Raw genomic sequence first — 21,203 nt, 5'->3', positions numbered from 1 at the left:
GATGCCCTCTTGCTCAGCCCGTCACCCCGAAGACGGTCCATTGCGCGCCTGGGCCAGGGAGGCCGAGCAAGGCGCGGCCGCACTCTTCGACGATCTGGTCGGCCATCAGGATGTGCTGTGTGCCGGAGTGGATGTCGCGATAGAACCGCTGCATCGGCGTGTTGTGCAACGAAGCACCGCGGGCCGCGCGGTGCGCGAAGGTCGCGACATCGGACAGCACGTCGTGGACGTGGCGGAGCGACAGCTTGATCATGGTCATCTGCTCCAGCGAGGGGCTTTCACCGCCGGCGCAGGTTGCCGAGACGTCCTTCCAGGTTTCATGCACCAGCGCCCGGGCCGCACGAAAGCGCGCCTCGGCTTGCGCAAATTGGAACTTGAAGCTCGCGCTCTCGCACGATTTGCCGAAGGGATCTTGCCGCGGGACGATCACCTTGACGAGTTCGTCGAGCATGCGGCGGCCGACACCGACGGCCCAGGCGGAATGCGCCCAGGCGCTGTAGCCTGCCAGTCCCAGCGCACCCTGCACACCACCTCGGCGCGGCGCGCCAATGTCAAAATCGTAGGTCATGTGCGTGGGTACAAACAGCTCGTCGCCCTCGCTCAAAGTGTAATCGAAGCTTCCGGTCGCGCGCAGGCCGAGCACATCCCAATTGCCCATCAGCTTGATGGTGGCGCGCGGGTGATGGGTGACGACGATCTTGGGCTGGCCGTTCGGGCCGAACACCATGTCCTTGCCGGATGCGTCTGTGACGAAGCAGCCGGAATGGACCCACTCCGCGTGCTGAATACCGCTGCCATAGGCCCAGTTGCCGCGGATCATGTAGCCGCCATCGACCGGGCGGGCGAAGCCGCGCGGCACGCCGTTGCCGGCAATCGTGATGTCGGGCCCGCCCGCGAAGACCTTCTTGATGCCTTCGTCTTCGATGTAGATGGCGAGCGTCGTGCCTTCCATGTTGTTGCCGATCACGCACCAGCCGGCCGAGGCGTGCGCGTAAGCAAGCCGCTCGATCACGGTCATGGCGTCGTAGGGCAGAAGCTCGGCGCCACCGACCTCCTTCGGAAACAGCATGGTGTAGATTCCGGCCTTGCGCAGCGCGGCCACGACGTCGTCGGTGAGGTAGCCTTGCGCTTCAGCCTCCGCCGCCCGGGATTCGACGAGTGGCAGCAGCGCGTCGAGGCGTGCGTGAAATTCGGCCACCGTCGGCGTTGCTGAAGGCTTCGCGGCGCGCTGCACAGAAAGGCTCATGGTCGATGTCTCCACGTCGGGCTGTTGGTCCTTCGCGCCTCACCGGCGGCGAACGTCTGGATCGGCGGGAACAAAGGCCGATCGCGGGCAAAGCTCTGCCGTCGCGCGCCAATGGGGTTGGTGCGCGTAGCGAGCGGCTCGCAGTGGTATCGGTTCGTCCCCGTCGGAACCGCGCGGTGTCATCGCGCGATCACGATGGCTTCAAAGCTAGAGATGAGGCGGGTCAACCGGCAATCCCCCATCATGGGGGGTGTCGGTCATGCTGCTCTGCCGCAAAGCTGAGCCGGGAGAGCAAGAGTCTGCCGCTTCTTTTCGCTTGACCAAAGAACAGGCGAGGAAGAAATTTTAAGCCTATAATATTCGGGCAATGGTGCACGGGGAATGGCGGTGAGAGCCGAATATGAGCAGTTCGATGGTCTGCCCGAGCGCCAGCTTGCAGACCGGCTGATGTCGATCGCCGAGAGCCGTTCGGCGCGCGCGCTCGGCATTGCCTGCTGCTCGGCGATCACCGAATTGACGGGATCGCCGACCGTCGGTCTCTATCTGCTGGGCGGCCTCGAGCCGGAATTGGTCTATAGCCGCCACGTCGCCGAGGGCCTGCTCGACAATTACAAGGCCGGGTTCTGGAAGCGCGATCCCGTGCTCGACTGCATCATGACCAGGGGGCGTGCGGTCGACGGCGAAACCGTGATCGGTCCGCAGCAGTGGCGGCACAGCCCGTCCTTCGAAATGCTGCACGAATGGGGTTTTTCCTACAACATGGGCGGCCCGCTGTGGTGCGGCCACAAGATTGTCGGCGTGCTCTTCACCGCGACGACCGATGTCGGCACGCCCTACACGATACGGTCGCGGCAGCGCATGGAAATGCTGTGCCGGGCCGGCTCGCTGGCCCTGACCAACATGATGAACGCGGGCGATCTGGAAGGTCATCGTGGCGCGATCCAGCTGCCCGAGCAGCAGGTAGCGGCACCGGCCGCGTCGCTGTCGGCGTCGTTGCCGCCGCGCTCGGCGGACGTTGCCATCCGCGTCTGCCGGGGTCAGACCAACAAGGAAATTGCCCGCGAGATGGGGATTTCCGACCAGACCGTGAAAGAGCATGTTGCCAATCTGTGCCGCCGGTTCGGCGTGCACAATCGCACGGAACTCGCGGCCTGCCTGCTCAGCACCAGCGTGCGCCAATAGCGGTTCGGCGCTTGCGGTGTCACCGCGCGGAATGCATCTCCAGAAACGCCTTTACGCCGGAGACTTCGCCCGTATCGGACAGGGTGTAGCCGGGCAGGGCAGCGACGGCCGCCTGAAAATCGTGACTGCGGATGATGTCGAGGATGCGTCGCATCGGTTCCGTCTCCAGGAAGGCGCGCTTGCAGACGAAGAAATAATCCTCGGTGAGGACCCGGATGAAATCGAGACCGAACTGGCGGGCGGCGGCCTCGACGCCGAAGCTTGCATCGGCCATGCCGCTCGCGACGTAGGCTGCGACCGCCGCATGGGTGAACTCGATTTGCTGCGCGCCGTTGATCCTGCTCTGGTCGACACCTTGCGCGGCGAGCAGGCGGTCGAACAGGAGACGTGTACCGGAATCGTGATCGCGGTTCACGAAGCGAACTTTCGGGTCGGTCAAGTCGCGAAGCGAGGCGATCCGTAACGGATTGCCGCGCGCGACCATCAGCCCCATCTCGCGCGTCACGAAATTGATGACGCGGTCCTCGCGCGGGTCGAGCCATTCGCGCGCGGCCTTGATGCCCTGGGCGCGCAGTTCGCCGCGCGGCAGATGCAGGCCGGAGAGATCGCAGGCACCTTGCGCCAGCGAAACCAGCGAATGCTGGTTGCTGACATAGCGCAGATCGACGCCGATGCCGGGCTCGCGATCGAGGAATTCGCGCAACTTCGCCACCGCAAAGCCGTGGCTCGCATGGACGCGGATCACGGCCGGGCGCTGTTCGAGGAACGGCTTGATCTCGCTCGCGAGCTCCTGTGCGAGGTTTTCAAGCTGTGGCCCAAGCCGCGCCTGCATGCGCTCGCCGGCCCACACCAGCCGCTCGCCGAACGGCGTGAGCTTCGAGCCCTTGCCGCGCTGGGTCTCGACCAGAGGGGTTCCGAAGAACTCCGACCATTGCTCGATCAGATTCCAGACATGCCGGTAGGACAGGTGCGCATCGCTGGCCGCGCTCGTGATCTTTCCGGTCTTCCGGATCTCGTTGAGGATGCCGATCATGATGACAGCGGTCCGTGGGCTGCCCTCATGGCGAAACCGCCAGACGGCCTCGATCTCGATCTGAAGCATTCCCTCTCCTTATGAAATTGACTTCATATGTTGGATGTCCATTTGCAATCCATATCATATTTACTCCGGCCAGTAGGCGCCTAGTCTGGTATACCAGAACTGGAGAAAATATGAAGTCTGTTGCATATGACTTTGCACACTCGCCGGCCACCGAATTCATGGCCCGGCCGCAGCATCTGCTCATCGACGGCCGCCGCGTCCCCGCGAGCTCCGGCCGGACCTTCAAATCCCTCAATCCCGCCACTGGGCAGGTCATTGCCATCGTCGCCGAAGGCAACGAGGCCGATGTCGAGCATGCGGTGGCTGCCGCCCGCCGCGCCTTCGAAGGCCCGTGGCGGACGATGCGCGCCTCCGAGCGTGGTCAGATCCTGCTGCGCTGGGCGGATCTGCTGAAAGCACATGCCGACGAAATCATCGAGCTGGAGTCGATCGATGCCGGCAAGCCGATCTCGGCGACGATGCGCCAGGACTTTCCGGCGGCCGTCGACACGCTGATCTACTACGCGGGCTGGGCCGACAAGATCAGCGGCGACGTCGTGCCTGTGCGCGACGATGCTCTGACCTATACCGTGCGTGAGCCGGTCGGCGTGGTCGCGGCGATCGTGCCGTGGAATTTCCCGCTGATGATCGGCATGTGGAAGCTTGCCCCGGCGTTGGCCTGCGGCTGCACCATCGTGATGAAGCCGGCCGAGCTGACCTCGCTGTCGGCGCTGCGCATCGCCGAGCTCGCGCTCGAAGCCGGCCTGCCGGCGGGCGTCTTCAACGTTGTCACAGGTCCCGGACGTGTCGTGGGTGATGCGTTGGTCAATCACCCCGATGTCGACAAGGTCACCTTCACCGGCTCGCCCGGTGTGGGACGCGGAATCATGAAGGGCGCGGCTGGCAACTTCAAGCGCGTCTCGCTCGAGCTCGGCGGCAAATCGGCCAACGTCATTTTCGACGATGCCGATCTCGAAGCGGCCAGCAAGGCGGCCGGCTCCGGCATTTTCTTCAACGCGGGTCAGGTCTGCTCGGCCGGCTCCCGCGTGCTGGTGCAGGAGAGGGTCTATGACGAGGTCGTCGAGCGGATCGCGGCGCGCGCCAAATCGCTCAAGATCGGCGATCCCCTCGATCGCAAGACCGCGCTCGGCCCGGTCATCTCCGAGAAACAGATGAAGTCGATCCTCGACTACGTCGACATCGGCCAAAAGGAAGGCGCGACCCTCGTGACCGGCGGTCAGCGGGTCGGCGAGCGCGGCTATTTCATCAGCCCGACGGTGTTCGCTGATGTCGCGCACGAAATGCGGATCTCGCAGGAGGAGATCTTCGGGCCGGTCGTCAGCGTCATCAAGTTCAAGGACGAAGCCGATGCGTTACGGATCGCTAACGGCACGGCCTACAGCCTCGCCGCCGGTGTCTGGAGCCGCGATATCGGCAAGCTGCAGCGCTTCGCCAAGCGGGCGCGCGCGGGCACGGTCTGGATGAACACCTATGGCTACACCGACGTGCGGCTGCCCTGGGGTGGTGAGCGCGATTCCGGCCTCGGCCGCGAGCACGGCACCGCGGCGCTCGACAATTTCACCGAGCCCAAGGCTATCTGGATGAATTTGGCCGTCTGATACCTCCCGAGCGGCCAACCCTGGAGCCCGCCTGATCCGCCCGGTCAGGCGGGCTCTCTTTTTCGAGATCGATAAAATTGTCTGTAATGCGCTCAGTGGCGGCAAACCCTGCGGACAAGTACCGGGTCACCTTAAACCTCGGCTTTGGAACCGGCGTGCATCCTCACGGCAAAAGGGTGGGGCATCCAGCATGTCAGTTCTCAAGGAGATCGTCGCTGCGGTCGCGGGAGTCTACGCGTTCCTGTTCGTCTGCGACGCATTGTTCGGCGTCGGCGAAGCGCGCTTCGACGATTCTTATTACACCGCCAGCTTCTACGCGCCGCGGCCGAAGGAATTCCGCTTCGCCAACGATACGCCGCCAGCGATTCGCGTCAGCGACGCCTTTGCGCAATTCTCTGCGGCCGAGGCCAAGCCGAACAAGCGTTACTCGTCTCTGACGACGATCATCCGCTAAGCGCGCTCGGCTGATTGGTTACCCGGATGCTGTCCCGCGCGCTGCGGGATCAGCAGCACGCAGACCACCATGAACACGGCGATCACGGCCGAGGCCAGCGGTCGGCTCAGGGCAAGTCCGCCATGATCGAGCGGCTTGTCGAGGAAGTCGCCGACGGTCGCACCCAGTGGTCGCGTCAGGATGAACGCGGCCCAGAACAACGTGACGCGAGAGACGCGGGTCCAGAAATAGAGTGCGGCAATGACGGCAAGCCCGGCTGCGAAGACCAGCGCGCCGCCGCGATAGCCGAGGTCGCCGGTGTCTGCGATCCAGTCGCCGAGCGCGGTGCCGAGTGTCTGCGAAAACGTGATCGCGCCCCAATAGAAGGCCTCGACCCGCGGCGTGCTGACGCTGTTGACCGAGATGGTTCCCTCGGCGCGATACCAGAGACCGAGCACCAGCATGAGGCAGGTGAGGAGCAGCGTCGAGCCGCCGGTATAGCCGATCCCCACTGAGCGGTCGGCGAAATCGGCCATGGTGGTGCCGAACGTCGTCGAGGCCACGATGGTCGCCCAATACAGCGCCGGATTGAATTTGCGCGCGCGAATCTGCGCGGCGACCAGGATGATCATCGCTGCCAGGAACAAGCATGTGCCCGCGAGATAACCCCAGTTCAGCGTCATCGTGACGGTGTCGCCGCCGGTCTCGCCCAGCGTCGTGGCCGCGATCTTGATGATCCAGAAGCCGAGCGTGACTTCGGGGACCTTGCTCTCGCTGATGATGGCATTGCTCTTCGTATAATCGTCCATGATGTCCTCTTTGCAGCCCCAGCCGCGAACCTTCGTCCGCGCCTGGCGGGAACCGGTGAGTGGAAGCCTCACGCTTTGGCGACGCTATCCATGATCGCGAGCAGATCGGTGACGGCCTGCTTGCACTTTGCGGCATCCGGTGTGCCGGCGCGCAGCGCTTCCAGCGTGCGGTCGATCGCCTTGTCGACGGTGTGCCAGCCGGCGGCCGCGCGCGGCTTCAGACCCGCCTCGGCCTCGTCCCATTTGGTCTCGAGATCTTTGATCCTTGTCTTGGCGCCGGGAAGGTCGCCCTTGTCGATCAGGGCGGCGACATCGACCACGATGCTGCGAAAGGGCGTGAGATCGCCGAGCTTCGCGGTCGCGGCCTCCGCAAGCGGCACGAAGGTGATGCGCTGGCTTGCGTGCATGTCTGGTTCGCCTGCAAATATCGTTACGAGGCAAACGGCGATAGCGGGAATGAGTTTCATCTGTGGTTTCTCCTGTGGTGGTTCCTGCTTTAGTGCAGGCGGGCGGTGAGGACTGGGAAGGAGTTACTGCGCGGGATCTGTGCGGCCGGAGCCGTTGCCTTCGAACGTCACCCAGGCGACGAGGCCGACGATCACGGTGAGGAAGGCGATGCTGGTCTGGATCGTGCCGAGGCCGATGCCGCCATACTCGCGCGACTGCGACAGCAGATCGCCGAGCGAGGCGCCAAGCGGGCGGGTGAGGATGTAGGCGAGCCAGAAGGTCAGGACAGGATTGCCGCCGATGGCGTAGGAGACAGCCACCGCCACGATCAGCGCGCCGAATGCGACGACGCCGAGCTGGAAACCGAGCCCGAGTGCCTCGGTCGCAAGATCGCCGGCCGCGGTGCCGAGCGCGAACGTGAATAGAATCGCCGTCCAGTAGAACAGCTCGCGCCGCGTCGTGACGATGCTTTGGATCGACAGCGTACGCTCGACGCCGTACCAGACCGAAAAGGTCGCAGCGAGCGCACAGGCAAAGGCGGCGGTGCTGATGTAGAGGCTGATATCGAGCTTGTCGGTCAGGAGGTCCGTGAGTTGCGTGCCGACGATGCTGACGAGAACGACGGTGAGCCAATAGATCCAGGGCACATAGGCGCGTCGGCGCAGTTGCGCGAGCAGTGCGGCAATCAGCAGGCCGGTCATGCAGATGGCGGTCAGGCTGGCGCCCAGCCCGACATGCACGGCAAGATAGTCGGCGCCGGTCTCACCGACCGTCGTCGAGAGGATCTTGATGGCCCAGAAGATCGCGGTGACCTCCGGAACCTTGTTCAGCATCTGTCTTGCGCCCAAGGCTGAATATTGCGACACGCCCAAATCTCCCAATGCCGAAGCGGTATCGGACCGTCGCGCGGAGGACTTAGGCCCGACTTAGGGATGAGAAATTTTCCGGCCTAGCGGCTTTCGCCGCAATTTGAGCCTGCTGGCGGTTCCTAACTCTGCGCTAAGTCGGAATGGGCAGGATTTGAAGGCCGGATGGTCCGGCAGTGCTTTGAGGATCGATTTTGCGGGTGCTGCTGATCGAGGACGACAGGATGGTTGGCGCCGCTGTCGAGCAGGCGCTGAAGGATGCGGCTTACGCGGTCGACTGGGTCAGGGATGGCGACACCGCGCTGCTTGCTGCGGCGAGCGAGTCCTATGAGGTGATGCTGCTCGATCTCGGCCTGCCGAATACTGACGGTCGTGACATTCTGCGGCGGCTGCGCGCGGATGGCCGGAAGCTTCCCATCATCATCGTGACGGCACGCGATGCCATCGACGACAGGATCGATGGCCTCGATCTCGGCGCTGACGATTATCTCGTGAAACCGTTCGAGATCCGCGAGCTGCTGGCCCGGATGCGCGCGGTGCTTCGCCGTGAAGGTAGCGGTGCGCCCGCTGTGCTTGGTAACGGCAAGCTCAGCCTGGATCCTGCGACCCGCGAGGCCTCGCTGTGTGGTCAAACGTCCCTCCTGACTGCACGCGAGTTCTCGCTGCTCCAGGCCTTGCTGATGCGGCCCGGCACCATCCTGTCGCGGAGCGAGCTGGAGCGGCAGCTCTACGGCTGGAACGAGGAAGTCGAAAGCAATGCGGTCGAATTCCTGATCCACAGCATCCGCAGGAAACTCGGCGCGGAGGCGATCCGCAACGTGCGCGGCATGGGGTGGATGGTGGATCGCGCATCATGATCAGGTCGCTGCGGGGCCGTCTGTTCATCAGCTTGACGGCGGTCGTCCTGTTGACGGGCCTCGTGGGAGGCGTCTTTGCGCACCGCTGGGCGTTCGACGAAGCCATCGAAACGCAGGATTCGGTGCTGATCCAGATCGCCGGCCTTGTTCAGAATGGTGGTCTTACCGGAGCCCGGGATCTCCATGGCGTCGATGAGGATTCCGAAGTCTGGCTGATCGAATTGGGCAGGGCGCCGCAGGGCGCGCCCGAAGAGCGTCTGCTGTGGCGGCTGCAGGATGGGATGCGCGACGCGACGCGAAAAGGAAAGCCTATTCGTGTGGTGTTGCGGACGCGGTCCGACGGTAGCCGTTTTGCGGTAGCGCAGAGCACGGGAGTTCGGGATGAGATCGCGGGCGACATGGCATTCCGCACTGTGCTTCCGATCGCCGCGCTGATCCCCTGCCTGATGTTGGTGATCGCTTTTGTCATTGCGCGATCACTCGGCCCGATGGTGCGGCTGGCGGACGAACTCGATGCCAGACGTGCCGACGATATGACGGCGCTTCCGCTGCGCGACCTCCCAAGCGAACTCAACCCATTCGTGTCTTCGATCAACGGCTTGTTGCGGCGCATGCACGACATGATGGAGCAGCAGCGCAGGTTCATCGCCGATGCTGCGCACGAATTGCGAACGCCGCTCACGGCACTGAGCCTGCAAGCCGAGAATCTCGATCAGGTCGAATTGCCGCCGACGGCGCGCGAGCGCCTTGCGGTGCTCCGGCAGGGCATGCTGCGCAGCAAGCATCTTCTGGAACAGCTGCTTGCGCTGGCACGGCATGACGCTGCGCCGCTCGATCGCACGCAATGGGAGATCGTGGAGCTCGATGGCGTAGCGAGAGGTGTGATCGCCGATCTCCTGCAGCAGGCGATCGGCCGTGACGTCGATCTGGGTTTTGAACGCGCCGAGCCCACTCCAGTTCGCGGCGAGCCCGCCATGCTTGCGGCCATGATACGCAATCTCATCGATAACGCGCTCCGGTTCACCTCGGTGGGGGGAAGGATCGATGTGGTAATTTACCAGGATGGTGCGACGGCCGTGCTTCAAATCGAGGACACCGGTCCCGGCGTGGCCCCCGAGGAGATCGGCCGGATTTTTGAGCCGTTCTTCCGTGGCCAGCGTCCGGAAGGCGACGGCGTCGGTCTCGGCCTCTCGATCGTCAAGCGGATCGTCGATCGGCTCGGCGGATCGATTGAGGCTGTGAATGTCACTGAGCCTCGGCGAACCGGACTGCGGGTTCTGGTCAAATTGCCCGCGGCCGCCGTCTGATCCTCACTCCCCCTGGATCCACTCCGCCACGCCGCGCCACAGCGTGTCGCGGTGCTCGGGACGGAAGAAGCCGAAATGCCCGATCGCCTTGGCGCCGACGTCGGACGGCTTGACCGTCAGCACCTCCGGCTTGATCGCGGTGAAGCCGGATGTGAGCAACTCGACCGCCGGCCGCGTCGCCCAGGGATCGTCGGAGAAGCAGAGCGCGCGCAGCTCGCCCTTGAACTTCGCAAAATTCTCCAGCGCCGGCAGTTTGGAATCGAAGAGATAGCGCGGGCTCGAGACCCAGTCGGCCCATTGCAGGAAGACGCCCTTCGGCAAATCCTCGCCGATGCCGGCCCAGCCCGGCGCGTAGCCAAGCGCGTGGGCGAGCGGTACACCGACGAAATTCATGAAGGCGAAGACGCGGTATTTCTCGGGCGAGGTCATCAGCCGCCAGGTCGCGGCCTGCGAGGCCAGCAACATGGCGCGCGAAACTTCAGTGTTGTTTTCGATCAGCCCGAGTGCCTGACCACCAAAGGAATGGCCGACATAGGCGAAGGGCTGGGTGGTGTAGCGCTCGCGCATCCAGCGCACCGCGGCGGTGACGTCGAGCGCGGCCCAGTCCGACATCGAGGCCTTGAAGCCGACCAGCGATTTCGGCTGGTTGTAACCGACCATCGCCGGCTGCCGGGAGTCGCCGATGCCGCGATAGTCGTAAGTCATGACCGCGCAGCCGCGATGGGCGAGATAGGAGGCAAAGCCGCGATAGATTTTTCGCGGGACGGCGGTCGCCGAGTTGATCAGAACGGCATGGCGCTTGGCCCCGCGCGGCAGGAACAGAGTGCCGGTCAGCGCATACCCGTCGGTCGCCGGGAAGCTGATCTCGTCGATGAAAACGTCGTCCGGTGCCGCGTCCATGGGTGGAAGGTGTGTTGTCCGTTTCCTCTGCCATCCCTAGCAAATGCGAATTCGGCTTTGCTCGCAAGGGTTTGCGTTGCAAAAGGGATTTACAACTGGCGGTGTCGTGCCAGCCTGTGTATAAGGCGGCCCTCGCAACCCATAGATCAGGTTGCACTTTTTGCTTCACGGAGAGATTGCGATGTCCGAGCGGTGGACGCCCGAGTCCTGGCGCAGCAAGCCGGTGCTACAGGTGCCCGATTATCCCGACGCCAAGGCCCTGGCCGACGTCGAGGCGCAGCTTGCAACCTTTCCGCCGCTGGTGTTCGCCGGCGAGGCGCGGAATCTGAAGAAGTCGCTGGCCCGCGTTGCGGCTGGCGACGCTTTCCTGCTCCAGGGCGGCGATTGTGCCGAGAGCTTTGCCGAGCACGGCGCCAACAACATCCGCGACTTCTTCCGCGTGCTGCTCCAGATGGCGGTGGTGCTCACCTATGCCGGCGCGGTGCCGGTGGTGAAAGTCGGCCGCATCGCCGGCCAGTTTGCAAAACCGCGGTCGTCGCCGACCGAGAAGATCAATGGCGTCGAACTGCCGAGCTATCGCGGCGACATCGTCAACGACATCGCCTTCACCAAGGACGCGCGCGTGCCGGATCCGCAGCGGCAGCTGATGGCCTATCGCCAGTCGGCCGCGACGCTGAACCTGCTCCGCGCCTTCGCCACCGGCGGCTTCGCCAATCTCGGCAGCGTGCATCAATGGATGCTCGGCTTCCTCAAGGATTCACCGCAGTCCCGCCGCTACAAGGAATTGGCTGACCGCATCTCGGACGCGCTTAACTTCATGCGCGCCTGCGGCCTCGATCTCGAGAGCCATCCGGAGCTGCGCGCCACCGATTTCTACACCAGCCATGAAGCGCTGCTGCTCGGCTACGAGCAGGCTATGACCCGCGTGGATTCCACGACCGGCGACTGGTACGCGACCTCGGGCCACATGATCTGGATCGGCGACCGCACCCGCCAGCTCGACCACGGCCATATCGAATATTTCCGCGGCATCAAGAACCCGATCGGCCTGAAGTGCGGTCCGTCGTTGAAGCCGGACGAGTTGTTGAAGCTGATCGACGTGCTCAACCCTGACAATGAGCCTGGCCGGCTGACGCTGATCAACCGTTTCGGGTCCGACAAGGTGGCCGACCATCTGCCGGGTCTGATCCGCGCAGTGAAGCGCGAGGGCAGGGTGGTGGTCTGGTCGTGCGATCCCATGCACGGCAACACCATCACCTCCACGTCAGGCTACAAGACGCGGCCGTTCGATCGCGTCCTGTCGGAGGTGAAGTCGTTCTTCACGATCCACGCGGCGGAAGGCACCCATGCCGGCGGCGTTCATCTGGAGATGACCGGCCAGGACGTCACCGAGTGCATCGGCGGCGCCCGCGCCATCACTGACGAGGATCTCAACGACCGCTACCACACGGTTTGCGATCCCCGCCTCAATGCCGAGCAATCCATCGACATGGCCTTCCTGGTCGCGGAGCTCCTCAAGCAGGAGCGCGTCGGCAAAGCCAAGCCGATGCCGTTCGCAGCGGGGCTCTAACACCTTGCTGCGAATCTGGAAGGCCACGATCAACTCCCGGAACGGTCTGGCTTTTGCGTTCAGCTCGGAGCAGGCTGTCCGCGAGGAGATTTTCGCGCTCCTGGTGTCTCTGCCGTTCGCCTGGTTCATCGGCACGACCGCGACGCGCGCGGTTGAGCTGGTTTGTGCGGTTGCCTTCGTGCTGGTGGTCGAGCTGCTCAACACTGCGATCGAGAAGCTCGCCGACCGCTTGACCATGGACCACGACAAGCAGATCGGGCGCGTCAAGGACATGGGCTCGGCCGCTGTCGGCGTCGCGCTGCTGATGTCCGCCGCATTCTGGATCCTCGCCATCATCGAGCGATTGGGGTTCCTCTAAAGCGCCAAACGCGCTTTAGGTTGTTGTTTTGAGCATGATTTTTTCGGAAAGCCGCAACACACTTTTCCGGATCATGCTCTAGTCACGAGATCGGAGTGCGTTGGCCATGACCGAACGTCTCAACGCATTCTCGGTCGCGCTCGCCCAGCTCAATCCGACCATGGGCGACATCGAGGGCAATGCCGCCAAGGTGCGTGCCGCGCGTGTGCAGGCCATTGCCGACGGCGCCGATCTCGTGCTGTTCCCGGAATTGTTCATCGCCGGCTATCCGCCGGAAGATCTCGTGCAAAAACCTTCGTTCCAGGCCGCCTGCCGCGCCGCAGTCGAAGCGCTCGCGCGCGAGACGGCCGACGGCGGCCCGGCGCTGCTGGTCGGCACGCCCTGGGTCGAGGACGGCAAGCTCTACAATGCCTGCGCGCTGCTCGACCGCGGGCGCATCGCGGCGCTTCGCTTCAAATGCAATCTGCCGAATTACGGCGTGTTCGACGAAAAGCGGTTGTTTGCGCGCGGGCCGGCGGCAGGCCCCGTCACGGTGCGCGGCGTGCGGATCGGTGTGCCGATCTGCGAAGACATCTGGCTGGAAGAGTCCGAGGACTACGAGAACGTGGTCGAGACGCTCGCCGAGACCGGCGCCGAGATCATTCTGGTGCCGAACGGCTCGCCCTATGCCCGCGACAAGAGCGACGTGCGCCTGTCGGTGGCCGTCGCGCGCGTCACTGAAAGCGGCCTGCCGCTGGTCTATCTCAATCAGGTCTGCGGCCAGGACGAACTCGTGTTTGACGGCGCGTCGTTTGCGCTCAATGGCGATCTATCGCTCGCCGCGCAACTGCCGGCGTTCGCCGAGAGCATCACCACGCTGCGCTTCACCAGGACCGGCGGCGATTGGCGCTGCATCGGTCCGATTGCGGAGCAGCCCGAAGGCGACCGGGCCGACTACGCGGCCTGCGTGCTCGGCCTGCGCGACTATGTCGCCAAGAACGGCTTTCCCGGTGTACTGCTCGGCATCTCCGGCGGCATCGATTCCGCGCTTTGCGCTGCGATCGCGGTCGACGCGCTCGGCGCCGATCAGGTGCATGGCGTGATGCTGCCTTATCGCTTCACGGCAGCACACTCGATTGCCGACGCCGGAGAGCTCGCCGGCCATCTTGGGATCCGCTACGAGGTTTTGCCGATCGCAGAGGCTGTGACCGGCTTCGAGACAATCCTGTCCGGCATCTTCAAGAACCTGCCGCCTGATATTACCGAGGAAAACCTTCAGGCCCGCACCCGCGGCACGCTGCTGATGGCGATCTCCAACAAGACCGGGCTGATGGTGGTGACGACAGGCAACAAGTCGGAAATGTCGGTCGGCTATGCCACGCTCTATGGCGACATGAACGGCGGCTTCAATCCGATCAAGGACATCTACAAGACGCAGGTGTTCCGGCTGGCACGCTTGCGCAATGCATGGAAGCCCGACGGCGCGTTCGGACCCGCGGGCGAGGTGATCCCGCCCGATATCATCGCGCGTCCGCCGACGGCGGAGCTGCGTGAGAACCAGACCGATCGGGACTCGCTGCCAGCTTACGAGGTGCTCGACGCGATCCTGGAGCGTCTGGTCGAACGCGAGGAGCCGCTCGACCAGATCATCGCCGCAGGCTTCGACCGCGAGACCGTGACCCGCATCGATCATCTCCTCAACGTCGCCGAATACAAGCGCCGCCAGGCCGCACCCGGCGTGAAGGTCACGCGCAAAAACTTCGGCCGCGACCGCCGCTATCCCATCACCAACCGCTTTCGCGACCTGGGCGAGAAATTGGCCGCCCCCGATGAGACACTGGTGTCGCGCGGCAGCAAGGCTTCGATCGACGCGTTCGAGGGGTGAACCCTACTTCTGCTGCTGCGGCAGGAAGGTCGGACCGACCGAGCGGATCGGCTTGTTCTCCGACGTGGCCGTGGTGCTCGCCTCCGCAGGCGGCGTCGCGGCTGGTGCATTCGCTGTCGCCGGTGCGGGAGCTGCCCCCTTCTTTGCATTCGCCGCCGCGCCCTTGGTGAGCTGCCGCTGCTGCATCTTCTTGGCGCTCTCTTCGGTGACGATGATGTCGCCCTGCTGCTCGACGGCCGCCTTGTCGTCGGCCGATTTCAGCGCGTCGGCCCAGCTCTGCCCAGCCGCCTTGCAGGAGCAGGACGGGTTGAACTCGGTGCGGAATTTGAAGGCGGTCGGCAGCGCAGTGTAGGGCTGACCGCTGATAGAGACCGCGGAGTTCATGTCCTCGCCGGGATTGCGGTGGGCGTAGAGCACGGCTTCGGCCGCCGGGCACAGCGCCTTGCAGGTCCTCTCGTCGTCGGGGAAGCGCGCCGGGACGGTCGCAAACGAGATCGGGAAATAGGCGCCGTCGCAGGTGCGCACGCAGACGGTGCGATAGGTGCCGGATTGCGGGCCGAGATCTGGGGGCGGTACAGCCTGCGGGTTATTGGGGTTATTGCCGCCGCCGAACAGATTGCTCAGGAAGTTGCCGCCCTGCGACTGCGCGGCGTTGGCGTATTGCGGGCCGCAATTATTCTGCGCGAGCGCAATCAGCACCGAGCGGCGCTGGCTGTCGCGCTCGGGGCTGCCGCCGCGCAGGCGTTCGAGATTGCCGGTGATCTGGTCCAGATTGGCGCGCATCTGCTGGATCTGGGTGTTGACCGGACCGCATTGCGCCGACTGGCCGCTGAACAGCGAGAAGAAGCCGGAGGAATCGCAGCCCATGCGCTTGGCCTGCATGGTGACGCGATCGAGCTCGGCCTGCTGGCGGCTCTGGGACTCCTGGTAACGGCGGATCTGGTCGTCGCGCGCGGGATCGCCGCTCGCGCCGCGATCGAGCCCGGCGAGCTGTGCTTCAAGCCGCACGCACATCGGGTTCGGTCCGAGCCCACCCTGGGCGGGCGGAGGCGGCCCGCCGGGCGGGCCGGCCTGTGCAAAGGCGTCGGTGGCGAACACGATCGCGCTCAGAAGCACGGTGCAGGCAAGGAGGGAGCGGGGACGGGACAGAGACAAAAATTCAGGCATATCCGCCATTCTAGCGAGGTCACGGCCCCAAGTGATTTTCCAATGTGATTTGGGGGGCCGAGCGCGCCCTCCAATAGCCGCTTCCTGCGGCATCGTCACGTCGTTTCAGGGGCAGATGGGTCCTAAGGTCCGCCAGTTCCGAGCGAATTCAGCGCTGGCAGGTGATTGCGACATATTCGTCGCAATGGCCATGAGAGCAGTTTGCGCCGGATTTGGGGACAGAGCCGGTAATTTCGTCGGGATCGACCCGGCGGTAGGCCGAGACCTGTGCAAAGTCCCGTGACTGGCAGTAGGTGCGGGCGACCTGCGCGCCGCATTTCTCGCCCTTGGCGAGGCACTGGTCGACGCCATAGCCGTCGGCCTGGTTGGCGATGATGAAGACGCGGGTCTCGGCGAAAGCGCTGGATGCCGCGACGATGGAGGCGCAGGAAATGAGCGCGAGCAAGGGGCGCATGAAAATCACCGGGGGCGAAAAGAAGGAACTGCCAGTTCCAGAATGGGCTCAAATGGTTAAGGACAATGAACCGTCATGGCAGGCGGCCTGCGCTTTGTGGAGATAAAACGGCATTTTCGCGGCTCTCTTGACGCAAGGGCCCTTGGTGGCCCATATGTTCCGCCATGAACGGTCTCCTCGCCATCTGCATTATTTGCCGCGAGATTACGAGCTAGCGATTCGCTGGCTGGAGCCGTCTTTTCTCAACCACATTGAGAGCACTGGACGCCCGGCCAACAGCCGACGGGTGTCCATATGGAATTGCGTCTTTACGATACGATGAGCCGGGAGAAGCGCACTTTCGTGCCGCTCGATGCGAAGAACGTCCGCATGTATGTCTGCGGACCGACCGTCTATGACTTCGCCCATATCGGCAATGCGCGGCCGGTGATCGTGTTTGACGTGCTGTTTCGCCTCCTGCGCCACATCTACGGCGAAGCGCACGTCAAATATGTCCGCAACATCACCGACGTCGACGATAAGATCAACGACCGCGCCGCGCGGGATTTTCCGGGCCTGCCGCTGAACGAGGCGATCCGCAAGGTCACCGAGCAGACCGGAAAGCAGTTTCACGATGACGTCGATGCTCTCGGCGCGCTCAGGCCGAGCGTGGAGCCGCGCGCGACCGAGCATATCGGCGAGATGCGCGAAATCATCGAAAGGCTCATTGCCGGCGGCTTTGCCTATGCCGCCGAGGACCACGTACTGTTCTCGCCGCAGGCGATGAACGCGGCCAATTCCACGCTGCCGCGCTACGGCGCGCTGTCGAAGCGGTCGCTCGACGAAATGATCGCCGGCGCCCGCGTTGACGTCGCGCCCTACAAGCGCGATGCCACCGACTTCGTGCTGTGGAAGCCGTCGAAGCCCGGCGAGCCGTCCTGGCCGTCGCCGGCCGGCATCGCCGCGCAGGGACGTCCCGGCTGGCACATCGAGTGCTCGGCCATGGCCTGGAAGCATCTCGGCGAGCAATTCGACATTCATGGCGGCGGCATCGATCTCGTGTTTCCGCATCATGAGAACGAGGTGGCGCAGACCTGCTGCGCCTTCCACCAGCAGCGCATGGCGAATTACTGGATGCATAACGGCTTCCTGCAGGTCGAGAGCGAGAAGATGTCGAAGAGCCTCGGCAACTTCATCACCATCCACGAGCTGCTCGCGGACTGGCCAGGTGAGGTATTACGCCTCAACATGCTGAAGACGCACTACACCTCGCCGATCGACTGGACCGTGAAGTCGCTGGAGGAGAGCGCCAAGACGCTCAACGACTGGTATCGCTTTGCGGCCGACGTGCCGCCGTCAAAGCCGGCGGCATCCGTGGCCGATGCGCTGCTCGACGACCTCAACACGCCGCAGGCGATCGCGGCGTTGCATGGGCTGCGCAATTTGTCCGATGCGGCCGGCCTTTCGGCGTCGCTTCGTCTGCTCGGCTTTCTGTCCGAGAGCGTGGCGCAATGGGAGGGCCGCAAGCGCCAGGCGAGCGGCATTGACGCTGGCGAGGTCGATCGCCTGATTGGGGAGCGCACAGTTGCGCGGGCGCGGAAGGATTTCAAGGAATCAGATCGCATCCGTGACGAGCTCGCGGCCAAGGGCGTCGTGATCAAGGACGGCAAGGATGCCGACGGCAAGCCGGTGACGACCTGGGAGCTCGCGTGATGGCACAAGCGCACCCCAAGCCCGGCTTGCGGCCCTTCCTGCCGGCCGACGTTCCGATGCTGGCCGCGATCTTCGCCGCCAGCATCCAGGAGCTGACCGGCGACGACTACAACGAGGCGCAGCAGGAAGCCTGGATGGCGGCGGCCGAGGACGAGGAGTTCGGCAAGCGGCTTGCGGCCGACCTGACGTTGATCGCCACGCTCGACGGCTCGCCCGTCGGCTTCGCTTCTCTGCGCGGCAAGGATCACATTCGTATGCTCTACGTCCATCCAGCCGTGGCAGGGCAGGGCATTGCGACCATGCTGGTCGACGCGCTGGAAAAGCTCGCCGGCGGCCGTGGCGCGGAAAAATTGACGGTGGACGCCAGTGATACGGCGGAAGGCTTCTTCGCCAAGCGCGGTTATGTCGCCATGCAGCGCAATAGCATCACCATCAACGACGAGTGGCTCGCCAACACCACCATGCAGAAGACGTTCGGCACCGGACCCGCATCGGGAGCGCTGCAATGAGCAAGGAGCGTCTGTATCTCTTCGACACCACCCTGCGCGACGGCGCGCAGACTAACGGCGTCGACTTCACGCTGACCGACAAGCAGGTCATCGCGGCGATGCTCGACGAACTCGGCATCGACTATGTCGAGGGCGGCTATCCCGGCGCCAATCCGACCGATACCGAGTTCTTTGGCACCAGGCCAAAACTCAACCATGCGCGCTTCACCGCCTTCGGCATGACGCGGCGGGCAGGGCGCTCGGTCTCCAACGATCCCGGCGTCGCCGGGCTGCTGGAAGCGAAGGCAGATGCAATCTGCTTCGTTGCAAAGTCCTCGGCGTATCAGGTGCGCGTTGCGCTGGAGACGACGAAGGAAGAAAACCTCGCCTCGATCCGTGATAGCGTCGCGGCGGCAAAGGCTGCCGGCCGCGAGGTCATGCTCGATTGCGAGCATTTCTTCGATGGCTACAAGGAAGATTCGACCTTTGCGCTTGCCTGCGCCAAGGCGGCCTATGAGGCCGGCGCGCGCTGGGTGGTGTTGTGCGACACCAATGGCGGCACCATGCCGAACGAGGTCGAGGCCATCGTCACCGAGGTGACCAGGCACATCCCGGGTGATCACGTCGGCATCCACGCCCATAACGACACCGAGCAGGCAGTGGCGAATTCGCTTGCCGCGGTGCGCGCCGGTGCGCGGCAGATCCAGGGCACGCTGAACGGCCTCGGCGAGCGCTGTGGTAACGCCAATCTCTGCTCGCTGATCCCGACGCTGAAACTGAAGAAGGAGTTTTCGGACGCCTTCGACATCAGTGTGACGCCGGAGAAACTGGCGACGCTCGTCAAAGTCTCGCGCACGCTCGATGACATGCTCAACCGCGTGCCGAACCGGCATGCGGCTTATGTCGGCGAGAGCGCCTTCGTCACCAAGACCGGCATTCACGCCTCCGCCGTGATGAAGGATCCCCAGACCTATGAGCATGTGCTGCCGGAGACGATCGGCAATCACCGCAAGGTACTGGTGTCCGATCAGGCCGGCCGCTCCAACGTCATCGCCGAGCTCGACCGCGCCGGCATCGTCTACGAGAAAAGCGATCCAAAGCTGACGCGGCTGGTCGAGGAATTGAAAGAGCGCGAGGCTGCCGGCTACGCCTATGAATCCGCCAATGCTTCGTTCGATCTCCTGGCGCGCCGCACGCTCGGCAAGGTGCCGCATTATTTCGCGGTCGAGCAGTTCGACGTCAATGTCGAGCAGCGCTACAATTCGCACGGCGAACGCGTCACGGTCGCCTTGGCCGTGGTGAAGGTCGATGTCGCCGGCGAGCATCTGATTTCGGCTGCCGAAGGCAACGGCCCGGTCAACGCGCTCGACGTTGCGCTGCGCAAGGATCTCGGAAAATACCAGAAGTACATCGAGGGCCTGACGCTGATCGACTATCGCGTGCGTATCCTCAATGGCGGCACAGGTGCGGTCACGCGCGTGCTGATCGAGAGCGAGGATGAGAACGGCGACCGCTGGACCACGGTCGGCGTGTCCCCGAACATCATCGACGCCTCCTTCCAGGCGCTGATGGATTCGGTGATCTACAAGCTCGTGAAGTCGGGCGCGCCCGCGTAGGTGTTGCCACAGACACTGTCATTGCCAGGAGCGAAGCGACGAAGCAATCCAGACTGTTTCTGCAGAGGCATTCTGGATTGCTTCGCTGCGCTCGCAATGACGACGAGAGAGGGGAGCGATGAATGATCGACCACATTTCCGTCGGCGTCAGCGAGCTCGAACGCTCCGCAAAGTTCTACGAGGCCACGCTCGCCGCCCTCGGGCTCACGCGCCTAGTCACGCGGCCGCGCACGGTCGGCTTCGGCAAGGCCTATCCCGAATTCTGGATCAATCTGCGTGAGGCCATGTCGCCCGTGACACCGGAGAGCGGCGTGCATATCTGCCTGCGCGCGAAGACGACAGGCGAGGTCGACGCATTCCATGCTGCGGCACTTGCGAGCGGCGGCGCATCCGACGGTGCGCCGGGCATTCGCCCGCACGACCGCGTGCGCTACTATGCGGCCTTCGTCGTCGATCCCGACGGAAACCGGATCGAGGCGGTGACGTTTCCGCAGGAATGATTACAGCTTGCGCGCGACGTCCGGGGCGAGCTGCTTTTCCGCTTCGGCGATCTGGGCCACGGCCGACTTCAGCTTCGGCAAGATGTCCTCGACGCGATCGGCCTTGAGGATATCGACCGAAAGGCCGGCGCGGATGAACTCGGTCTGGCGCATGTGCGACAGCAGCGAGAACAGCGGCTCCCAGAAATTGTCGAAATTGGCGAGCAGCACCGGCTTGGCGTGACGGCCGAGCTGCTTCCAGGTCAATTGCTCGACCAGCTCCTCCAGCGTGCCGACGCCGCCCGGCAGCGCCACGAAGGCGTCGGAGCGTTCGAACATCAGACGTTTGCGCTCGTGCATGTCGGGTGTGACGATCATTTCCTGCACGCGGGTCAGCGCATTCTCGCGCTTTCGCAGGAATTCGGGAATGATGCCGGTAACGGTGCCGCCGTGATCGAGCACGGAGGTCGCCACCGAGCCCATCAGGCCGAGCGAACCGCCGCCATAAACCAGCCGGATGTTATTCTCGGCGAGCGCCTTGCCGAACGCCTTGGCGCCTTCGGTGAAGTGAGGATTGGTTCCGGGACCGGAGCCGCAATAGACACAGACAGTTTTGATCGTGCTCATTGGCGCCATGATGCATTGCAGCGAAGGGGCGTCAAGCCCAATCGGTGATTCGGACCACCCGGAAATGTACCGGTAAATGGCGAGAAACAATCGAAGATTCGCCATCTGGCGGGGTGCGCTTGCCCCAGGAAGCTTCTATAT

21 protein-coding genes are annotated in these 21,203 nt (G+C 63.9%); 12 read left to right on the top strand and 9 right to left on the bottom strand.

Annotated elements, in window-relative coordinates; all coding sequences use genetic code 11:
• Positions 1-13: 13 nt before the first annotated feature.
• A complete protein-coding gene (locus tag ABIA96_RS11015; RefSeq protein WP_354137057.1) occupies positions 14-1,246 on the bottom strand; it encodes an acyl-CoA dehydrogenase family protein in 1,233 nt (410 codons plus the stop codon).
• A gap of 381 nt (positions 1,247-1,627) precedes the next feature.
• On the opposite strand from ABIA96_RS11015, the gene ABIA96_RS11010 reads away from it, so the two are divergent.
• Positions 1,628-2,428 carry a response regulator transcription factor gene (locus ABIA96_RS11010; RefSeq protein WP_354137056.1) on the top strand — a complete coding sequence of 267 codons (801 nt, stop codon included), beginning with the start codon at positions 1,628-1,630 and terminating at the stop codon, positions 2,426-2,428.
• A gap of 19 nt (positions 2,429-2,447) precedes the next feature.
• On the opposite strand, the gene ABIA96_RS11005 is transcribed toward ABIA96_RS11010, so the two are convergent.
• Positions 2,448-3,530: a substrate-binding domain-containing protein gene (locus ABIA96_RS11005; protein ID WP_354137055.1), complete on the bottom strand. Its 1,083-nt coding sequence runs from the start codon at positions 3,528-3,530 to the stop codon at positions 2,448-2,450.
• 110 nt (positions 3,531-3,640) lie between these two features.
• On the opposite strand from ABIA96_RS11005, the gene ABIA96_RS11000 reads away from it, so the two are divergent.
• A complete protein-coding gene (locus ABIA96_RS11000; protein ID WP_354137054.1) occupies positions 3,641-5,128 on the top strand; it encodes an aldehyde dehydrogenase family protein in 1,488 nt (495 codons plus the stop codon).
• A 190-nt stretch (positions 5,129-5,318) separates the two neighbouring features.
• Entirely contained in the window at positions 5,319-5,582 is a 264-nt protein-coding gene (locus ABIA96_RS10995; RefSeq protein ID WP_354137053.1) for a hypothetical protein, read from the top strand.
• Here the strand turns inward: ABIA96_RS10995 and ABIA96_RS10990 are convergent.
• The 3 genes from ABIA96_RS10990 to ABIA96_RS10980 all read right to left on the bottom strand — a co-directional run bounded on the left by ABIA96_RS10990 (position 5,579) and on the right by ABIA96_RS10980 (position 7,650).
• Positions 5,579-6,370: a COG4705 family protein gene (locus ABIA96_RS10990; RefSeq protein WP_354137052.1), complete on the bottom strand. Its 792-nt coding sequence runs from the start codon at positions 6,368-6,370 to the stop codon at positions 5,579-5,581. The two genes, ABIA96_RS10995 and ABIA96_RS10990, sit on opposite strands and share 4 nt — an antisense overlap.
• 68 nt (positions 6,371-6,438) lie before the next feature.
• Complete coding sequence (locus ABIA96_RS10985; protein ID WP_502918810.1) at positions 6,439-6,777, bottom strand: hypothetical protein; 339 nt, start codon at positions 6,775-6,777, stop codon at positions 6,439-6,441.
• 123 nt (positions 6,778-6,900) lie between these two features.
• On the bottom strand, positions 6,901-7,650 hold the full coding sequence (locus ABIA96_RS10980; RefSeq protein WP_354137050.1) for a COG4705 family protein: 750 nt from the start codon (positions 7,648-7,650) through the stop codon (positions 6,901-6,903).
• A 227-nt stretch (positions 7,651-7,877) separates the two neighbouring features.
• Here ABIA96_RS10980 and ABIA96_RS10975 point away from each other — a divergent pair, with 227 nt between their 5' ends.
• Together ABIA96_RS10975 and ABIA96_RS10970 are read left to right on the top strand one after the other, a co-directional pair.
• Positions 7,878-8,540 (top strand): response regulator transcription factor, encoded by a 663-nt coding sequence (locus tag ABIA96_RS10975; RefSeq protein WP_354137049.1) that lies wholly within the window; start codon positions 7,878-7,880, stop codon positions 8,538-8,540.
• Positions 8,537-9,847, top strand: coding sequence for an ATP-binding protein (locus tag ABIA96_RS10970; RefSeq protein ID WP_354137048.1), 1,311 nt, complete (start codon positions 8,537-8,539; stop codon positions 9,845-9,847). The genes ABIA96_RS10975 and ABIA96_RS10970 overlap by 4 nt, the downstream gene beginning before the upstream one ends.
• Positions 9,848-9,850: 3 nt before the next feature.
• On the opposite strand, the gene ABIA96_RS10965 is transcribed toward ABIA96_RS10970, so the two are convergent.
• Positions 9,851-10,747: an alpha/beta hydrolase family protein gene (locus ABIA96_RS10965; RefSeq protein WP_354137047.1), complete on the bottom strand. Its 897-nt coding sequence runs from the start codon at positions 10,745-10,747 to the stop codon at positions 9,851-9,853.
• Between the two features lie 181 nt (positions 10,748-10,928).
• Between ABIA96_RS10965 and ABIA96_RS10960 the strand changes: the two genes are divergently transcribed.
• The 3 genes from ABIA96_RS10960 (at position 10,929) to ABIA96_RS10950 (ending at position 14,539) form a co-directional block, all read left to right on the top strand.
• Positions 10,929-12,317, top strand: a complete 1,389-nt coding sequence (locus ABIA96_RS10960; protein ID WP_354137046.1) for a class II 3-deoxy-7-phosphoheptulonate synthase — start codon at positions 10,929-10,931, stop codon at positions 12,315-12,317.
• 4 nt (positions 12,318-12,321) lie between these two features.
• Positions 12,322-12,675, top strand: coding sequence for a diacylglycerol kinase (locus ABIA96_RS10955; RefSeq protein ID WP_354137045.1), 354 nt, complete (start codon positions 12,322-12,324; stop codon positions 12,673-12,675).
• A 106-nt stretch (positions 12,676-12,781) separates the two neighbouring features.
• Positions 12,782-14,539, top strand: coding sequence for an NAD+ synthase (locus ABIA96_RS10950; protein ID WP_354137044.1), 1,758 nt, complete (start codon positions 12,782-12,784; stop codon positions 14,537-14,539).
• 3 nt (positions 14,540-14,542) lie between these two features.
• On the opposite strand, the gene ABIA96_RS10945 is transcribed toward ABIA96_RS10950, so the two are convergent.
• Complete coding sequence (locus ABIA96_RS10945; RefSeq protein ID WP_354137043.1) at positions 14,543-15,715, bottom strand: DUF2865 domain-containing protein; 1,173 nt, start codon at positions 15,713-15,715, stop codon at positions 14,543-14,545.
• Between the two features lie 139 nt (positions 15,716-15,854).
• Positions 15,855-16,160 (bottom strand): hypothetical protein, encoded by a 306-nt coding sequence (locus tag ABIA96_RS10940; RefSeq protein ID WP_354137042.1) that lies wholly within the window; start codon positions 16,158-16,160, stop codon positions 15,855-15,857.
• A gap of 294 nt (positions 16,161-16,454) precedes the next feature.
• Between ABIA96_RS10940 and cysS the strand changes: the two genes are divergently transcribed.
• The 4 genes from cysS to ABIA96_RS10920 all read left to right on the top strand — a co-directional run bounded on the left by cysS (position 16,455) and on the right by ABIA96_RS10920 (position 20,456).
• Entirely contained in the window at positions 16,455-17,852 is a 1,398-nt protein-coding gene (cysS, locus tag ABIA96_RS10935; RefSeq protein WP_354137041.1) for a cysteine--tRNA ligase, read from the top strand.
• On the top strand, positions 17,852-18,361 hold the full coding sequence (locus ABIA96_RS10930; RefSeq protein WP_354137040.1) for a GNAT family N-acetyltransferase: 510 nt from the start codon (positions 17,852-17,854) through the stop codon (positions 18,359-18,361). Before cysS ends, ABIA96_RS10930 begins: the two co-directional genes overlap by 1 nt.
• Complete coding sequence (cimA, locus tag ABIA96_RS10925) at positions 18,358-19,956, top strand: citramalate synthase (protein ID WP_354137039.1); 1,599 nt, start codon at positions 18,358-18,360, stop codon at positions 19,954-19,956. The genes ABIA96_RS10930 and cimA overlap by 4 nt, the downstream gene beginning before the upstream one ends.
• Positions 19,957-20,078: 122 nt before the next feature.
• Entirely contained in the window at positions 20,079-20,456 is a 378-nt protein-coding gene (locus tag ABIA96_RS10920) for a VOC family protein (protein ID WP_354137038.1), read from the top strand.
• On the opposite strand, the gene ABIA96_RS10915 is transcribed toward ABIA96_RS10920, so the two are convergent.
• Entirely contained in the window at positions 20,457-21,062 is a 606-nt protein-coding gene (locus tag ABIA96_RS10915) for an LOG family protein (protein ID WP_354137037.1), read from the bottom strand.
• Positions 21,063-21,203: the final 141 nt, after the last annotated feature.

Source organism: Bradyrhizobium sp. LB11.1 (genome assembly GCF_040549385.1).
Taxonomy (GTDB): Bacteria; Pseudomonadota; Alphaproteobacteria; order Rhizobiales; family Xanthobacteraceae; genus Bradyrhizobium.
Note: the sequence above shows the minus strand (reverse complement) of the source record. Positions and strands in the feature narration are given on the sequence as shown.

Coding starts and splice junctions, on each gene's coding strand:
- ABIA96_RS11015 (WP_354137057.1), bottom strand. CDS start 1,246: ATGAGCCTTTCTGTGCAGCGCGCCGCGAAGCCTTCAGCAACGCCGACG.
- ABIA96_RS11010 (WP_354137056.1), top strand. CDS start 1,628: ATGGCGGTGAGAGCCGAATATGAGCAGTTCGATGGTCTGCCCGAGCGC.
- ABIA96_RS11005 (WP_354137055.1), bottom strand. CDS start 3,530: ATGCTTCAGATCGAGATCGAGGCCGTCTGGCGGTTTCGCCATGAGGGC.
- ABIA96_RS11000 (WP_354137054.1), top strand. CDS start 3,641: ATGAAGTCTGTTGCATATGACTTTGCACACTCGCCGGCCACCGAATTC.
- ABIA96_RS10995 (WP_354137053.1), top strand. CDS start 5,319: ATGTCAGTTCTCAAGGAGATCGTCGCTGCGGTCGCGGGAGTCTACGCG.
- ABIA96_RS10990 (WP_354137052.1), bottom strand. CDS start 6,370: ATGGACGATTATACGAAGAGCAATGCCATCATCAGCGAGAGCAAGGTC.
- ABIA96_RS10985 (WP_502918810.1), bottom strand. CDS start 6,777: ATGCACGCAAGCCAGCGCATCACCTTCGTGCCGCTTGCGGAGGCCGCG.
- ABIA96_RS10980 (WP_354137050.1), bottom strand. CDS start 7,650: ATGCTGAACAAGGTTCCGGAGGTCACCGCGATCTTCTGGGCCATCAAG.
- ABIA96_RS10970 (WP_354137048.1), top strand. CDS start 8,537: ATGATCAGGTCGCTGCGGGGCCGTCTGTTCATCAGCTTGACGGCGGTC.
- ABIA96_RS10965 (WP_354137047.1), bottom strand. CDS start 10,747: ATGGACGCGGCACCGGACGACGTTTTCATCGACGAGATCAGCTTCCCG.
- ABIA96_RS10960 (WP_354137046.1), top strand. CDS start 10,929: ATGTCCGAGCGGTGGACGCCCGAGTCCTGGCGCAGCAAGCCGGTGCTA.
- ABIA96_RS10950 (WP_354137044.1), top strand. CDS start 12,782: ATGACCGAACGTCTCAACGCATTCTCGGTCGCGCTCGCCCAGCTCAAT.
- ABIA96_RS10945 (WP_354137043.1), bottom strand. CDS start 15,715: ATGGCGGATATGCCTGAATTTTTGTCTCTGTCCCGTCCCCGCTCCCTC.
- ABIA96_RS10940 (WP_354137042.1), bottom strand. CDS start 16,160: ATGCGCCCCTTGCTCGCGCTCATTTCCTGCGCCTCCATCGTCGCGGCA.
- cysS (WP_354137041.1), top strand. CDS start 16,455: ATGGAATTGCGTCTTTACGATACGATGAGCCGGGAGAAGCGCACTTTC.
- ABIA96_RS10930 (WP_354137040.1), top strand. CDS start 17,852: ATGGCACAAGCGCACCCCAAGCCCGGCTTGCGGCCCTTCCTGCCGGCC.
- cimA (WP_354137039.1), top strand. CDS start 18,358: ATGAGCAAGGAGCGTCTGTATCTCTTCGACACCACCCTGCGCGACGGC.
- ABIA96_RS10920 (WP_354137038.1), top strand. CDS start 20,079: ATGATCGACCACATTTCCGTCGGCGTCAGCGAGCTCGAACGCTCCGCA.
- ABIA96_RS10915 (WP_354137037.1), bottom strand. CDS start 21,062: ATGAGCACGATCAAAACTGTCTGTGTCTATTGCGGCTCCGGTCCCGGA.